Here is a 15,347-nt window from a genome sequence, read left to right on the forward strand (position 1 = left end):
GAGCTGTACCTGGGTTCGCTCGTGGGCTTACTCATACGGCGCCCACCTACTCTGTAGGTTCCCGGGATCGATTCCTCCGCCGGCCGAGGCGGCTTCGTCGCTCGTTCTCCGTTCGCCGCTCCGGCGGTGCCCGATGGTCTCGGACCGGGAGTTCGTGCGCCCATCCGGTCCGGCTGAGCCGATCGGGATCGGGATCGCAACCTCCGGTTCGTCTCTCCGACAGGTCTCTCCTGTTCGGTTGCCCGTCTCGCCTCCCCGTCTCATGTGGCCGCCTCGTCTGCAACGGCGATCCGGACTTGGCACGGGCGACGCGCTCGTCGATGATGGCGCCATGACTGCTCTTCCCGTCGGCGCCGCCGAACCCTCCGATCCCGCTTCCATCAAGCTCGTCAAGGCCGCGGTGCGCGCCGAGGCGCTCGGCCGGCGCGATACGCTGCCGCCCGAGTATCGCGCGGCCGTGACCGAGCGGCTGCTCGATTTCCTCGACGCGCTCGGCATTCCGGCCGGCGCCCGCGTCTCCGGCTTCTGGCCGATCTGCAGCGAGATCGATCCGCGTGGGCTCATGCGGGCGCTCGCGGCGCGCGGTCATGCGCTCGGCCTGCCGGTGATCCTGCCGGACCGGACCACGATGATCTTCCGCCGCTGGTCGATCGGCGGCGCGCTCGAGGCGGCCGGCTTCGGCCTGTCGGTGCCGCCGGCGAGCGAACCGGAGATCCGTCCCGACGTGATGCTGGTGCCGCTCGCCGCCTTCGACCGCCGCGGCTTCCGCATCGGCTACGGCAGGGGCTACTACGATCGCGCCATCGAACGGATCGAGCGCGACGGTCCGGTCCTGAAGATCGGCCTCGCCTTCGCTGCGCAAGAAGTTCCGGCCGTGCCGATCGAGGCGCACGATCAGGCGCTCGATTTCGTGCTGACCGAGAACGGGCCGATCGCATGCACACCGGCCGTCTCCATGCAGAACGTCGCAGGCGAGGCGCGCTGATGCGGCTCCTGTTTCTCGGCGACATCGTCGGCCGTTCGGGCCGCAATGCCGTGATCGAGCGGCTGCCCGGCCTGATCTCCGACCATCGGCTCGATTTCGTGGTGATCAACGGCGAGAATTCCGCCGGCGGTTTCGGCATCACCGAGGAGATCGCGCAGGACGTGATCGACGCTGGCGCCGACGTGATCACGCTCGGCAATCATTCCTGGGATCAGCGCGAGGCGCTGGTGTTCATCGAGCGCCAGCCGCGGCTGTTGCGCCCGCTCAACTATCCGTCCGGTACGCCCGGACGCGGCGCGAACCTGTTCGTCGCCCGCAACGGCGCGCGCGTTCTGGTCATGAACGTCATGGGCCGCATCTACATGGATGCGATGGACGATCCTTTCGCCGGCGTCGCGCGCGAGCTCGACGCCTGTCCGCTCGGCGAACAGGCCGACGCGGTGGTGATCGACGTGCATGCCGAGGCGACCAGCGAGAAGCAGGCGCTCGGCCATTTCGTCGACGGCCGTGCCAGCCTCGTCGTCGGCACGCACACGCATGTGCCGACCGCCGATCACCAGATCCTGCCCGGCGGCACCGCCTACATGTCCGACGCCGGCATGTGCGGCGACTATGACAGCGTGCTCGGCATGGAGAAGGAGGAACCGATCAACCGGTTCCTGCGCAAGATCCCGCGCGCCCGTTTCGAGCCGGCGAACGGTGAGGCGACGCTGTCGGGCGTCGCCGTCGAGATCGACGACATGAGCGGGCTCGCGACCGCCGTCGCGCCGCTGAGGCTCGGCGGCCGGCTGTCACCGGCGCTGCCGTCGTTCTGGTGACCGGCGGGCGTCGAGCGGCCGGGGATCACTCCAGACCGCGATAGACGATCGCGAGCTTGTTGCCCTCGGGATCGCGGACATAGGCCGCGTACCAATCCGGTCCGTAATGCGGGCGCGGGCCGGGCCCGCCTTCGTCGCTGCCGCCGTTCGCCATCGCCGCTTCGTGGAACGCGTGCACGGCGGCGCGCGAGGCTGCGGGCAAGCCGATCATCGTGCCGTTGCCGGCGGTCGCCGCCTCGCCGTTGAACGGGCTCAGCACCCAGAGCGAGAAGCCCTCGCCCGCACCGCGCTCGGAATAGGCGCGCCCGCCGGAAAAGACGAAGTGCGTCCGCCAGTCGATGGTCGCCATGACGGCGTCGTAGAACCGGGCCGCCCGGTCGTGGTCGTTGGTGCCGAGGGTGGCGTAGACGGCGGCTGTCACGTTGTTTTTGTCGCTCATGATTTCCTCCCCAACAGGTTTTGCACTCTGGCCGATCGATGTGAACATATCAAGAACAAAATCGAGCATGCAGCCCGGCAGCCGCGATCGGCTGCGGACGGTCGGAAGCGGGGCGGACGCTCGGAATGCTGCGCCGGCTGGATTTCGGCGCGCGGCGCGCCTATAAGCGGCCATCTTTTCCGATCGCCCCGGCGTTTCGCGGGGTCCGCGCGTTTCGACAACGCGGCGGGTCGTGGATCTCTCCGGAGGCGCGTCGGGCGATCCACTCGACGAGGCAGGCATGGCCGGACATTCACAGTTCAAGAACATCATGCATCGCAAGGGCAAGCAGGATGCCGTGCGATCCAAGATCTTCGGGAAGCTCGCGCGCGAGATCACCGTCGCCGCCAAGCAGGGCGTGCCCGATCCGAGCATGAACGCGAAGCTGCGTCTGGCGATCCAGAACGCGCGCGCGGAAAACATGCCGAGGGACAACATCGACCGCGCGATCAAGAAGGCGCTCGGCGCCGACGCCGACAACTACGAGGACGTGCGCTACGAGGGTTACGGCCCGGGCGGCGTCGCCGTGATCGTCGAGACGCTGACCGACAACCGCAACCGCACCGGCGGTGCGGTCCGCGCGGCCTTCACCAAGTTCGGCGGCGCGCTCGGCGAAACCGGCTCGGTGTCGTTCTCGTTCGACCACGTCGGCGAGATCGTCTACCCGGCGTCGGCCGGGTCGGCCGACGCGGTGCTGGAAGCCGCGATCGAGGCCGGCGCCGACGACGTGCAGTCGGACGACGAGAGCCACGTCGTGATCTGCGGCTTCGAGGCCATGGGCGAGGTGTCGAAGGCGCTCGAGGCGACCCTCGGTCAGGCGACCTCGGTCAAGGCGGTCTGGCGGCCGCAGAACACCGTGCCGGTCGACGAGGAGAAGGCGCAGTCGATCATGAAGATGGTCGCCATGCTCGAGGACGACGACGACGTGCAGAACGTCTACTCGAACTTCGACATCTCCGAAGAGGTGCTGGCGAAGCTCACCGCCGCCTGAGCGGGGCGCTTTCGAACGGGATTTGCAAGGCCGGCCGGGAGCCCCCGCGCCGGCCTTTGCTGTTCGAGGAGGCTGGGCCGTTCGAGGAGGCGGGCCGTTCGAAGGAGCTGGCAGGCTCAGCGCAGCCAGGCGTCGAGGGCCGGCAGGCTCATGATGGCGGCGAGCGCGGACATCACCAGGGCGGCCCTTCGGTAGACCGTATCAGACGAATGCCTGAAGCCGCCCAGGCCGGCGGCGACGCCGATCAGATACAGCGCCAGCAGGGGCACCGCGAGGATCAGCACGTCGACCGTGATGATGCCCTTGAGCACGAAGGCCGGCCCCATGGTCAGGGTCGTGGCGCCGAAATAGGCGTTGAGATTGCGCTTCAGCTGCACCGCGTCGTTGAAGCCGCCGAGCCAGAACAGCGCGATGAACGGCCCGCCGATGCCGACCAGGCCGGTGGTGACGCCGGAGCAGAAGCCGACCAGGAAGGTCAGCAACAGGCCGGGCTTCGCCTTGTAGCGCCAGCCGCTCGCAAGTGCTGCGACGCTCGCCAGGATGAAGATCGCCGTCGCCCAGCGCACCGCGACCGGATCGAGCCCTGTCAGCAGCCACATGCCGAGCGGCAGGCCGGAGAGCGCGCCGACCAGCAGCGGGCCGATGTCGCGCCAGTGGCTGCCTTTCATCGCGCCGGCGGCGAAGGCCATGGTGACCGGGGCATCGACGGTCCAGATCAACCCGACCGCCGGCATCGGCCCGACGATCGAGCCGACGATCGGCACGAAGATCATGCCGGCGCCGAAGCCGACGAAGCCGCGCACCAGGCCGGCGACCAATGTCGCACTGAGAATGAGAGCAAGCGCCTTCGGCCCGGTGGTGCCGAGGAGGGCGGCGAGGGAGGCGATCATAGGCGCGCTGCGAGCCGGGTTCGAGGAAAGCGCGACCGTAGCGGCAAGACGGCCGGAGCGGAATCGGTTTTCGTCGGACCGATGATCGGCGCAAACGATTTCGTGCGGCTCAGTGTCCTCACCCTGCGGGAGGGGCGGCTGCGCGGGTTTCCCCGCGCATTGTGGTCTCGTGAGGTCGTCGCGCCATGGGGGCGTGACGCGTCGCGCTGGCAGTCCGGGCCTCGCCCGGTTACTGATGGCGCATGACAGAGCGCGTGCGAATCATCGGCATCGATCCCGGTCTGCAACGGACCGGCTGGGGCGTGGTCGACACGGTCGGCAACCGGCTCTCGTTCGTCGCGGCGGGCATTGTCCGTTCCGAGCAGGACGGCTCGCTCGCCGAGCGGCTGGTCGAGCTGCACGACGGGCTCGCCGCGGTGATCAAGGCATGGACGCCGGACGAGGCGGCGGTCGAGCAGACCTTCGTCAACGTCAACCCGACTTCGACGCTGAAGCTCGGTCAGGCGCGCGGCATCGCGCTCCTGGTGCCGGCGCTCGCCGGGCTCGGCGTCGCCGAATATGCGCCGAACGCGATCAAGAAGGCGATCGTCGGCGCCGGCCACGCCGACAAGAACCAGATCCATCACATGGTGCGCGTGCTCCTGCCCAAGGCGGAGATCGAGGGCCAGGACGCGGCCGACGCGCTCGCCATCGCGATCTGCCACGTGCATCACAGGCAATCGGCGGCGCAGCGGATGCGCCGCGAGATCGGGATCCGCGCATGATCGGCAAGCTGAAGGGGCTCATCGATTCCTACGGCGAGGATTGGGTGATCCTCGACGTCGGTGGCGTCGGCTACGTCTGCCATTGCTCGGCGCGGACCCTGCAGCAACTGCCGCAGCCGGGCGAGGCGGCGGTGCTATCGATCGAGACCTATGTGCGCGAGGACCAGATCCGGCTGTTCGGCTTTGCCAATGACGCCGAGCGCGAGTGGTTTCGGCTCCTGATGACGGTGCAGGGCGTCGGTGCCAAGGTGGCGCTGGCGATCCTGTCGGTCCTGAAGCCGAACGAGCTGGCGAGCGCGATCGCCCTCAAGGACGTGACCGCGATCAGCCGCGCCAACGGCGTCGGCAAGCGGCTCGCCGAACGTGTGGTGCAGGAGCTCAAGGACAAGACCCCGGGCTTCGCCGACGTCGATCCGGCGGTGGTGAAGCTGACCGGCGACGTCGCCGAGGCGAAGGCTTCAAAACCGCTCGCCGACGCGGTCTCGGCGCTGGTCAATCTCGGCTATCCGCAGATCCAGGCGGCCGCGGCGGTCGCGACCGCCGCGCGCGAGGCCGGCGAGGCCGCAACGACCGAGAAGCTGATCCGGCTCGGGCTGAAAGAGCTGTCGAAGTAGCGCTCAGGCGGCGGCAGGTGGCAGCACGTCCTCGTAGACGGCCGAGAGCGGCATCTCGAAGTCGATCGTTGCGAGGGCGAGCCGGGCGTCGAGTGAGCTCCCAGCGTTCGTCGGCCGGTTTGTCGAGGAGAAGCTCCTCGAAGCCGCCGACGCTCGTGTATTCCGTAGCCGGTAGAGGCGCCTGCCATGGGAGCCTCTGGCAACGGCCTCGTATCAAGGTCTCATCGGTTCGGCCGACTCATCATCCGCGATCCGGACCGGCCGCCAAAGGGCGGCCGGTCCGGAGGGGCTGGCGCAAATGCGTCCGGTATTCGGGTCGCGACGTCACTGGCCCGAGACGTCGCGGGCGATCCGGAACAGGCTCTCAACGATGTCGGTCGAGGCGTTCGGATCGGCCGCGAGCCGGCGGGCGATGGCGTCGCGCAGGTTCAGGACCGCGGCCTCGACGCCGAGCGGCAGCTCAGGGCCGTCGCGGCGGCGGTCGTGAGGGCGGCCGTGCCGATCGTGGCCATGGCGGCCGGGCTCGTCGCCGCCCGGTCCGCCGCGCGCCTCGCGGACGCGCTCGGCGCGTTCGCCGATGGCGGCGAGGCGGGCCATGACCGCTTCGACCAGCGTGCGGTTGTCGTCGAGGTGCGCGCGACCGGCGTCAGTGATGGCGTAGAGCTTCTTGTTGCCCTCGGCCTCGACTGACACGAAGCCGGATTCGTCGAGGAAGGTCAGGGTCGGATAGATGACGCCGGGGCTCGGCGCATACCAGCCGCCGGTCTTCTCCTCGATCAGCTTGATGATCTCGTAGCCGTGGCGCGGCGCCTCGGCGATCAGCGCCAGCGCGACGAGGCGCAGGTCGCCCTGCACCAGCATGCGCCCGGCGCGGAACTCGTCCTCGCCGCCTCCGCCGAACGGGCCGCCATGGCGACCGCCGAACCGGCCGCGACCGAAGCCGTGACGCGCGAAGCCGAAGCCTTCGTGGTCGTGATGGTGGGGATGATGATGGTGGCCGCGGCCTTCGCCACGATGCCGCATATGTCCGAACATGGGTGTCTCCTCGCTTGTTCGATATATCGATAGATAGATCAATATTCGATATATCGCAAGAATGTCCGAGAAGGTTTTTTCGAGCGGTCTGGGCGGAGGGCTTTGCGGCTGTGGCGATCGGTGGTCGGGAGGGCGGGGCGAAGGAGGCGGGGACCAGTGGCCCGCTTCAGGTGGGGGCGACGCTTCCTCACGCCGTCATCCCCGGCCGGAGCGGGCGAAGCCCGCGGAGGGAAAGGGGATCCAATCCCACTTTCGAGCTGCCGAGGACCGTGTCATAGGCATTCGAAATGCCTTTGCGCGCCCGCTCGTCGATGACTACCGCGATTTGCGGCGCGGGGATTGGATCCCCTTTCCCTCGCTGCGCTCGGCCGGGGATCAAGGCTTGGGGTGTGTCCCGGCGCCAGGGTACGGCCTGCCCGTCGAATGATCGACTGCGATTGAGATATATCGAAATTGATCGGGCGTCTATCGATTGGGGTGTTCGGAACGCCATCGGTTCGAAGTCCGTCGGCGATCCGTGGAAGACCGTCGCCGGTCGCCGGTCTCGCGCTTCGGTCCGTCCATCCGCGTCGAGCGAGGGGTGCCGCCCGCTCGCGCGACGCCTTCACCCGCCCACGCGCTCCGCAACCAGATCCGCGATCGCCAGCGATGAGGTCAGGCCGGGGCTCTCGATGCCGAACAGGTTCACGAGACCCGGCACGCCGTGCACCGACGGGCCGTCGATGCGGAAATCCTGGCTCGCCACGGCCGGCGGCACGATCTTCGGGCGCACGCCGGCATAGGCCGGCTCCAGCGCGCCGTCGGGCAGGTCGGGCCAATAGCGGCGGATGGCGCCGTAGAAGCCGATGCCGCGGGCCGGGTCGACCGTGTAGTCGATCCGGTCGATCCACTCGACGTCGGGTCCGAACCGGGCACGGCCCGCGAGGTCGAGCGTCAGATGCGTGCCGAGGCCGCCGGGCACCGGCACCGGATAGATCAGGCGCGAGAACGGCGTCCGGCCGGTGAGTGTGAAATAGACGCCGCGGGCGTAATAGGCGGTCGGCACGGTGGCGGGATCGAGGCCTTCGATCGTACGGGCGACGTCGGTCGCGTGCAGGCCGGCGGCGTTGATCAGGGTGCGGGTCGTGAGTTCCATCGGCTCGGCGCCGCCGACGGCCAGCACGAAGCCTTCGGCGGTCGCGCGGGCGGCGGCGAGCGGGGCGTTGAACGCCGCCATCGCGCCGGCGGCCTCGGCGTCGCCGAGCAGCGCCAGCATGTAGCCGTGGCTGTCGATGATGCCGGTCGAGGGCGACAGCAGCGCGGCAGTCGCCTTCAGGGCCGGCTCCATCGCCATGGCTTCGGCGCCGGAGAGCTTAACCATATCGGCGACGCCGTTGCGGGCCGCGCGCGCCGCGATGCCGTCGAGCTTGGCGGCCTCGGCCTCGTCGGTGGCGACGATCAGCTTGCCGGAGCGTTGGTGCGCGACGCCGTGGCTCTCGCAGAAGGCATAGAGCGCGTGCTTGCCGGCGACGCAGAGCCGCGCCATCAGGCTGTCGGCCGGATAGTAGATGCCGGCGTGGATCACTTCGCTGTTGCGCGACGACGTCGCGGTGCCGAAGGCATCCTCCCGTTCGAGCAGGATCACCTCGCGGCCCGACTGCGCGAGCTTGCGGGCGATTGCCAGGCCGACCACGCCGGCTCCGACGACAACGGCATCGACGATGTCGCTCATGCGAGAGTCATTGTCCTTGTCTGCCGAGCCGCCCTCGAAAATGCCGGGGCAGGCGTCGGTCCGGGGAGGAGAAGCGGCGGAACGGTGGGCGTCCCGCCCGAGACGTCGGCGGCAACATAAGGTATTTGAATCCGAACACCAGCCGGCGCGAGATTCGCAAGGTGCAGCATCGGCCTGCCCGGCTGTCGAGGTCTTTGCACGATGTCCACCCCGAAACGCCTGCTGACCCCCGAGAAGCGCGAGGAGGACGTCGATGCGTCGCTCCGGCCGCAGACGCTCGGCGATTTCGTCGGTCAGGCAGCGGCGCGCGAGAACCTCAAGGTGTTCATCGAGGCCGCCAAGACCCGTCGCGAGGCGCTCGACCATGTGCTGTTCGTCGGTCCGCCCGGCCTCGGCAAGACCACGCTGGCGCAGATCGTCAGCCGCGAGCTCGGCGTCAATTTCCGCGCCACCTCCGGGCCGGTGATCGCCAAGGCCGGCGATCTCGCCGCGCTGCTGACCAATCTCGAAGAGCGCGACGTCCTGTTCATCGACGAGATCCACCGGCTCAATCCGGCGGTCGAGGAAATCCTCTATCCGGCGATGGAGGACTATCAGCTCGACCTGATCATCGGCGAGGGGCCGGCGGCGCGCTCGGTCAAGATCGACCTCGCCAAGTTCACGCTGGTCGCGGCGACGACGCGGCTCGGGCTGCTGACCACGCCGCTCCGCGACCGCTTCGGCATCCCGGTGCGGCTGAATTTCTACACGGTCGACGAACTGGAGTTCATCGTGCGGCGCGGCGCACGGATCATGGGCATCGGCATGACCGAGGAGGGCGCCAACGAGATCGCCCGGCGCGCCCGGGGTACGCCGCGCATCGCCGGCCGACTGCTGCGCCGGGTGCGCGATTTCGCGCTGGTCGCCGGCAAGCCGGAGATCGATCGGCAGATCGCCGACGCGGCGCTCCGTCGGCTCGAGGTCGACCATGCCGGTCTCGACCAGCTCGACCGGCGCTATCTCGACGTGATCGCGCTCTCCTTCGGCGGCGGGCCGGTCGGCATCGAGACGATCGCGGCGGCCTTGTCCGAGCCGCGCGACGCGATCGAGGAGATCGTCGAGCCGTATCTGATCCAACAGGGTTTCGTGCAGCGCACGCCGCGCGGCCGGCTGCTGACGCCGGCGGCGTTCAAGCACATGGGGCTCGCGGTGCCGGCGGGCCGCGAGGTGCAGATCGGGCTCGGGCTCTTCGCCGACGAGGAATGAGAGCCTTGCATCCGTGCGGCAGCCGGCGCGGTTGACCCGGCCGTCCGGGCGCGCGACACCGGTGCCCATGACCGAGCGCGCCACCTTTCCGCACAGCCACCCCGTCCGCGTCTATTGGGAGGACACGGATGCCGGCGGCATCGTCTATCACGCCTCCTACGTCCGTTTTCTCGAACGCGGCCGGACCGAGCTGCTGCGGTCGAACGGCATCGACCAGTCGGCGCTGGCGAAGAGCGACGATCCGGTGCTGTTCGCGGTCCGGTTCATGGAGCTCGACTTCCGGCGTCCGGCGAAGCTCGACGATGCGTTGACGATCGAGACATCGGTCTCCGAGATCGGCGGCGCGCGCCTGATCATGCCGCAGCGCGTGCTGCGCGGCGAGGAGGTGCTGCTCGAGGCGAAGGTCGTCTGCGCGGCGATCACGCCGGAGGGCAAGCCGCGCCGCGTGCCGGACATGATCCGGTCCCTGTTCGGGTTCCCGATCGGGTGATCTCGCGGCAGATCCTCATGCCGCAGTGCAACAGCTTCATTGTTCCTTAACCTTGACGAGGTCTTGCTCAGGCATGGACCCGACGTCGGGTCGTGCTTTGGCCATATTCGGCGGGCAGGAACGGTTTCATACGGGACAGGGGCAGGCCGCGCGCCTTTCGCATCCGCGAAACACGATCGCGTCGCCCCGACCGAGACCTCCCTCCGCGTTCCGCCCCGGCACGACCGATTGCCATGCCGCGTCGCCGAACGCCGTTCCGGACACCGCCCGCCGCCGTCCGGTGCGACCGCTCCGGACCGGCCCGGGAGAGATCGGGCGAAGGAGATTTGGACGAGATGAATCCCGCCGAGGTCACTCAAATCGCCCTGCCGGGCCCGGGCGCGTCGCTGTCGCTCCTGCACCTGTTCTGGAACGCGCATATCGTCGTCAAGATCGTCATCATCGGGCTGGGCTCCGCCTCGGTCTGGTGCTGGGCGATCCTGGTCGACAAGCTGATCCTCTACACGCGCACGCGCCGGCAGATGGATGCATTCGAGCAGGTGTTCTGGTCGGGGCAGAGCCTCGAGGAGCTCTATCGGACGCTGTCGAGCCGCAACAATCACGGTATGGCCGCGCTGTTCGTCGCCGCGATGCGTGAGTGGAAGCGCAGCCACGAGAACGGCCGCCCGGCGATCGCCTCGTTGCAGCAGCGCATCGACAAGGTGATGGACGTCACCATCGCCCGCGAGGTCGAGCGGCTGCAGTCGCGCCTGCTCGTCCTCGCGACCATCGGCTCGTCGTCGCCGTTCATCGGCCTGTTCGGCACGGTGTGGGGCATCATGACGGCGTTCCAGGGCATCGCGGCCTCGAAGAACACCTCGCTCGCGGTGGTCGCGCCCGGCATCGCCGAGGCGCTGTTCGCGACCGCGGTCGGCCTCGTCGCCGCCATCCCGGCGGTTATCGCCTACAACAAGCTCACCTCGGACGCCGGCGCGCTCGGCGCCCGGCTCGAGACCTTCGCCGACGAGTTCTCCGCGATCCTGTCGCGGCAGATCGACGAGCGGCAGGCGGCGTGAGCCGCGGGCGCCAAGCCGGGGAGTGATCCAATGGGCATGTCGGTCGGTTCCGCAGGCGGAAACGCCGGTCGCAGGGGACGTCGCCGCGCCGGGGGCGCGGTGATGAACGAGATCAACATGACGCCGTTCATCGACGTCATGCTGGTGCTGCTGATCATCTTCATGGTCGCCGCGCCGCTGATGACGGTCGGCGTGCCGGTCGACTTGCCGGAGAGCCGCGCCAAGCAGATGGAAGGCCAGACCCAGCCGCTGACGATCTCGATCGACGGCAAGGGCCGGATCTTCGTCCAGGAGGCCGAGGTCGCGATCGACGAGCTGGTGCCGAAGCTGATGGCGATCGGCAAGAACGGCGTCGAGGAGCGCATCTTCGTGCGCGCCGACAAGGCGGCCGACTACGGCGCCTTCATGAAGGTCATGGGCCGGATCAACCAGGCCGGCTTCAAGAAGATCGGCCTCGTCTCGACAGAGGAGTTCGCGGCGAAGTGAACCTGCGCGTCCGCCCAGGCCTGCCGGTTTCGATCGCGCTCCACCTCGCCCTCCTCGGATGGGCGCTGGTGTCGCTGCCCACGAGCGCGCCCATACCCGAGCCTGTCGACGCCATGCCGGTCGAGTTCGTCGAGATCGGCCCGACCGCGCAGCTCCGGCTCGGCCAGAAGATCGCCAAGCCGATGGACGAGATCGTCCCGAAGGATCAGGCTAAGGCCGACAAGGAGAGCGAAGGCCAGCGCGCCGGCACCTCCAAGCAGGAGCAGCCGCCGCCGCAGCCGCCCGAGTCCAAGCCCGAGCCGCCGAAGGAAGAGGCCAAGGCCGATCCGAAGCCGCAGCCGACCCCGCCCCAGCCGCCGGTCGAGCCGCCGCGCCTGCCGCAGTCGAAGCCCGAGCCGCCGAAGGAGGCCAAGGCCGAGGCGCCGAAGGAAGAGCCCAAGCCCGAGGACAAGCCCAAGGAGGCCGAAAAGGCCAAGGACGTGGGCGAGGGCAAGCCGCCGGAGAAGAAGGAGCCGCCGAAGGACAACAAGGCGCTCGAAAAGCTGCTCGCCGACAAGGCCGAGGCCGAGAAGAAGGCCGAAGCCGACAAGAAGGAAGCCGAGAAGAAGGCGGCCGAGGCCAAGGCCGCGGCCGACAAGAAGCTCGCCGAGGAGAAGGCCAAGGAAGCCGCCAAGAAGGCGGCGGAGAAGAAGGCGGCCGATGCCAAGGCCCTGGCTGCGGCCAACGCGGCCAAGGCGAAGTCGCAGTTCAACGCGGCGGCGATCTCCGACATCCTGAGCCGTGACAAGACCGGCACCTCGGCCGGCAAGGAGCAGCGGACCGCCTCGCTCGGCAGCCCGAACGGTGTCAATGCGCGCGTGAAGATGACGCAGCGTGAGCTCGACGCCTTCGTGGCGCAGGTGCGCAAGTGCTGGAACCCGCCGCCGGGCGCCAGCGACAACAAGCTCCTGGCGACGCTGCGCGTGACGCTGAACCAGGACGGCTCGGTCGCGGTGCGGCCGCAGGTGGTCGAGAGCTCGGCCCATGCGCTCGGCCCGGCCTTCGCCAGCAGCGCGGTCCGTGCGATCATGCAGTGCGGCCCCTATCAATTGCCGGCCGACAAGTTTGCCCTCTGGCACGATTTCGATGCCGTGTTCACGCCGGACATGCTGTGATGACGACCCGTTTGCTCGCGCCTTTCGCTCTCGCCGGGTTGCTCGGCCTCTCCGCCGTTGCCGCGCCGGCCGCCGCCGCGCCACGCGGGGTGCAGGATGTGTTCGCCGAACAGGTACATCGCTGCTGGAGCCCGCCGCGGGCCGCCGACGGCGCGCGGCTCTCCGCGAAGGTCAGGATCGTGCTCGCGCCCGACGGTTCGCTGGCCGCGCCGCCATCGGTCGTACGCGCGCCGCGCCACAGGCTCGGGCCGAGTTTCGTCGCGGCGGTGCGCCGGGCCATCGAGGCTTGCGCACCCTACCGGATGCCGGTCGCGGCCGACGCGCCACGCCGCACGCTCGACGTGGTGTTCACGACCAGACGGATTTGAACGAACGGTTCGCCGCGGCGTTGCGTGCGGGCCCGCCCCAAAACGACGGAACAGAAGTTCGACGAGGATGACGATGGCTGACGATATCGAGGTTGGAAAGCTGCGAGCCATGCTCGATGCGGCGATCGACCGGCGCCGGTTCCTGACGGGAGCGCTGGCGGCGGCCGGCGGCGTGGCGGCGACGCCGCTCCTGCCGTTCGCGCCGGCGCGCGCGCAGGATCGCCTGCGCATCGTCATCACGCCCGGACAGGCGTTCCAGCCGATGCCGATCGCTGTGCCGCAGTTCAACGGCGACCCGGGCCTCGGCGCGCAGGTCGCCCAGATGCTCGCGCAGGATCTGCGTGCCTCCGGCTATTTCCAGGTGCTCGATCCGGCCTCCTATCTCGATCGCGTGCTCGGCGCCAACGCGCAGCCGAACTTCGCCAACTGGGCCGGCATCAAGGCGCAGGCCGTGGTCGCCGGCACGGTGCAGAGCCAGGGCGGCCAGATCGTCGCGCAGATCCGGACCTGGGACGTGTTCGGCCAGAGCCAGCTCGCCGGTCAGCAGTTCGCCACCACGCCGGACAACCTGCGCCGGCTCGCCCACATCTCGGCCGACAGCGTCTACACCGCGCTGACCGGCTTCAAGGGCTTCTTCGACACCCGCGTCGTCTACGTCGACGAGACCGGTCCGAAGACCCAGCGCGTCAAGCGGCTGGCGATCATGGACTGGGACGGCGCGAACGTGCGCTACCTGACGCGTGGTTCCGAGCTCGTGCTCACCCCGCGCTTCTCGCCGACCTCGCAACAGATCGCCTACATGGCCTATGGCGAGGGCGAGCCGAAGGTGTTCATCCTGAACGTCTCCTCCGGCGCCCGGCAGCTGCTCGGCGACTTCCCCGCGATGACCTTCGCGCCGCGCTTCTCGCCGGACGGGTCGCGGCTCTTGTTCAGCCTGCAGAAGGAAGGCAACGCCAACCTCTATGCGATGGATCTCGGCTCGCGCCAGATCCGGGCGCTGACCGATGGCGCCTCGATCGACACCTCGCCGTCGTTCTCGCCGGACGGCTCGCAGATCGTGTTCGAATCGGATCGCGGCGGCGTGCAGCAGCTCTATGTCATGGGCGCGGGCGGCGGCGGCGCGAACCGTATCTCGTTCGGTGCCGGCCGCTATGCGACGCCGGTCTGGTCGCCGGACCCGGACAATCCGTACATCGCCTTCACCAAGCAGGACGGCGACGGCTTCCGCATCGGCGTGATGAAGCCGGACGGCACGGGTGAGCGCATCCTCGCCGAGGGCGGCCACAACGAGGGGCCGACCTGGGCGCCGAACGGCCGCTATGTGATGTTCTTCAAGGACGGCGGCGGACCGGCCGGCGGTCCGCAGCTCTGGTATGCTGATGTGACCGGGCATGTGCTGCAGCAGGTGCGCACGCCGAGCTTCGGCTCGGATCCGGCTTGGTCGCCGCTGCTGCGCTGATCGTTACAGCGCGCTTTGCAGCCCGAAGCGCACTGTCACATTTTCGCAACGGCGGCCCATGGGCGCCGCGTTCCCTCGCGGCGCCTCGGCGGTTGCGCAGCTTCGACACCTTTCGGCCGGAATCGGATCGTTAACGTGGATCGGAGCCCAAGAAATTCCCGGTGCGGCGGAAAGTAACCTTCCGTTCACCATGAATCTGAACCCCGGTTTAACCACGCTGCGTTAGGGATACCGAAAAGTTATCCCCATCCGGATCGAAGGAGTCTGATCCATGTTCACTGAGATGCGGCTCGTCCGCGGCTTCAAGTATGCCGCGGTCGTCGCGACGGCCCTCACCCTCGGCGCTTGCGCGAGCCAGCAGCAGACCGATCTGGCCGGTGGCGCCGGCGCCGCGACGCCGGGCAGCCCGCAGGACTTCGTGGTGAACGTCGGCGATCGCGTCTTCTTCGCCATGGACTCGACCGACCTGTCGCCGGAAGCCCGCGCCACGCTCGACAAGCAGTCGGCCTGGCTCGCCCGCTATCCGCGCTACACCGTCACCGTCGAAGGCCACGCCGACGAGCGCGGCACGCGCGAATACAACATCGCGCTCGGCCAGCGTCGTGCCGTCGCCACCCGCGACTACCTGATCTCGCGTGGCGTGCAGCCGACGCGCCTGCGCGTCATCTCCTACGGCAAGGAACGCCCGGTCGCGGTCTGCGACGCCGAGCAGTGCTGGAACCAGAACCGCCGCGCGGTCACGGTCCTCAACGGCGCTGGCACCTGATCGGGATCCAGTCACGGATCGCGATCGCCGTTGCCGGA

At 68.8% G+C, this 15,347-nt stretch carries 17 protein-coding genes; 13 read left to right on the forward strand and 4 right to left on the reverse strand.

Annotated features, from left to right (window positions below):
* Positions 1-331: 331 nt before the first annotated feature.
* Both ABS361_00480 and ABS361_00485 read left to right on the forward strand, forming a co-directional pair.
* Positions 332-985: a 5-formyltetrahydrofolate cyclo-ligase gene (locus tag ABS361_00480; GenBank protein XBY44822.1), complete on the forward strand. Its 654-nt coding sequence runs from the start codon at positions 332-334 to the stop codon at positions 983-985.
* Complete coding sequence (locus tag ABS361_00485; protein XBY44823.1) at positions 985-1,803, forward strand: TIGR00282 family metallophosphoesterase; 819 nt, start codon at positions 985-987, stop codon at positions 1,801-1,803. Before ABS361_00480 ends, ABS361_00485 begins: the two co-directional genes overlap by 1 nt.
* Positions 1,804-1,828: 25 nt before the next feature.
* Here ABS361_00485 and ABS361_00490 read toward each other — a convergent pair whose 3' ends face one another.
* Complete coding sequence (locus ABS361_00490) at positions 1,829-2,242, reverse strand: VOC family protein (protein ID XBY44824.1); 414 nt, start codon at positions 2,240-2,242, stop codon at positions 1,829-1,831.
* A gap of 280 nt (positions 2,243-2,522) precedes the next feature.
* Between ABS361_00490 and ABS361_00495 the strand changes: the two genes are divergently transcribed.
* Positions 2,523-3,272: a YebC/PmpR family DNA-binding transcriptional regulator gene (locus tag ABS361_00495; GenBank protein XBY44825.1), complete on the forward strand. Its 750-nt coding sequence runs from the start codon at positions 2,523-2,525 to the stop codon at positions 3,270-3,272.
* A 116-nt stretch (positions 3,273-3,388) separates the two neighbouring features.
* Here the strand turns inward: ABS361_00495 and ABS361_00500 are convergent, their stop codons facing one another.
* The gene (locus ABS361_00500) at positions 3,389-4,162 is read right to left on the reverse strand and encodes a sulfite exporter TauE/SafE family protein (protein XBY44826.1); all 774 of its coding nucleotides are present in this window, start codon (positions 4,160-4,162) and stop codon (positions 3,389-3,391) included.
* Between the two features lie 242 nt (positions 4,163-4,404).
* On the opposite strand from ABS361_00500, the gene ruvC reads away from it, so the two are divergent.
* Together ruvC and ruvA are read left to right on the forward strand one after the other, a co-directional pair.
* Complete coding sequence (gene ruvC / locus ABS361_00505; GenBank protein ID XBY44827.1) at positions 4,405-4,926, forward strand: crossover junction endodeoxyribonuclease RuvC; 522 nt, start codon at positions 4,405-4,407, stop codon at positions 4,924-4,926.
* Positions 4,923-5,540, forward strand: a complete 618-nt coding sequence (ruvA, locus tag ABS361_00510) for a Holliday junction branch migration protein RuvA (GenBank protein XBY44828.1) — start codon at positions 4,923-4,925, stop codon at positions 5,538-5,540. The genes ruvC and ruvA overlap by 4 nt, the downstream gene beginning before the upstream one ends.
* 324 nt (positions 5,541-5,864) lie before the next feature.
* On the opposite strand, the gene ABS361_00515 is transcribed toward ruvA, so the two are convergent.
* Positions 5,865-6,575: a PadR family transcriptional regulator gene (locus tag ABS361_00515; GenBank protein XBY44829.1), complete on the reverse strand. Its 711-nt coding sequence runs from the start codon at positions 6,573-6,575 to the stop codon at positions 5,865-5,867.
* A 604-nt stretch (positions 6,576-7,179) separates the two neighbouring features.
* Complete coding sequence (locus ABS361_00520; GenBank protein ID XBY44830.1) at positions 7,180-8,286, reverse strand: NAD(P)/FAD-dependent oxidoreductase; 1,107 nt, start codon at positions 8,284-8,286, stop codon at positions 7,180-7,182.
* A gap of 201 nt (positions 8,287-8,487) precedes the next feature.
* On the opposite strand from ABS361_00520, the gene ruvB reads away from it, so the two are divergent.
* From ruvB to pal, 8 genes are all read left to right on the forward strand, one after another.
* Positions 8,488-9,531 carry a Holliday junction branch migration DNA helicase RuvB gene (gene ruvB / locus ABS361_00525; protein XBY44831.1) on the forward strand — a complete coding sequence of 348 codons (1,044 nt, stop codon included), beginning with the start codon at positions 8,488-8,490 and terminating at the stop codon, positions 9,529-9,531.
* Between the two features lie 67 nt (positions 9,532-9,598).
* Positions 9,599-10,021: a tol-pal system-associated acyl-CoA thioesterase gene (gene ybgC / locus ABS361_00530; protein ID XBY44832.1), complete on the forward strand. Its 423-nt coding sequence runs from the start codon at positions 9,599-9,601 to the stop codon at positions 10,019-10,021.
* A 335-nt stretch (positions 10,022-10,356) separates the two neighbouring features.
* Positions 10,357-11,076, forward strand: coding sequence for a protein TolQ (gene tolQ / locus ABS361_00535; protein ID XBY44833.1), 720 nt, complete (start codon positions 10,357-10,359; stop codon positions 11,074-11,076).
* A 30-nt stretch (positions 11,077-11,106) separates the two neighbouring features.
* On the forward strand, positions 11,107-11,562 hold the full coding sequence (tolR, locus tag ABS361_00540; protein ID XBY44834.1) for a protein TolR: 456 nt from the start codon (positions 11,107-11,109) through the stop codon (positions 11,560-11,562).
* Positions 11,559-12,716, forward strand: coding sequence for a cell envelope integrity protein TolA (tolA, locus tag ABS361_00545; GenBank protein ID XBY44835.1), 1,158 nt, complete (start codon positions 11,559-11,561; stop codon positions 12,714-12,716). Before tolR ends, tolA begins: the two co-directional genes overlap by 4 nt.
* Positions 12,716-13,084, forward strand: coding sequence for a hypothetical protein (locus ABS361_00550; protein ID XBY44836.1), 369 nt, complete (start codon positions 12,716-12,718; stop codon positions 13,082-13,084). Before tolA ends, ABS361_00550 begins: the two co-directional genes overlap by 1 nt.
* A gap of 73 nt (positions 13,085-13,157) precedes the next feature.
* The gene (gene tolB / locus ABS361_00555; protein XBY44837.1) at positions 13,158-14,543 is read left to right on the forward strand and encodes a Tol-Pal system beta propeller repeat protein TolB; all 1,386 of its coding nucleotides are present in this window, start codon (positions 13,158-13,160) and stop codon (positions 14,541-14,543) included.
* Between the two features lie 271 nt (positions 14,544-14,814).
* Positions 14,815-15,309: a peptidoglycan-associated lipoprotein Pal gene (gene pal, locus ABS361_00560; GenBank protein ID XBY44838.1), complete on the forward strand. Its 495-nt coding sequence runs from the start codon at positions 14,815-14,817 to the stop codon at positions 15,307-15,309.
* Positions 15,310-15,347: the final 38 nt, after the last annotated feature.

Source organism: Ancalomicrobiaceae bacterium S20 (assembly GCA_040269895.1).
GTDB lineage: Bacteria > Pseudomonadota > Alphaproteobacteria > Rhizobiales > Ancalomicrobiaceae > Methyloraptor > Methyloraptor flagellatus.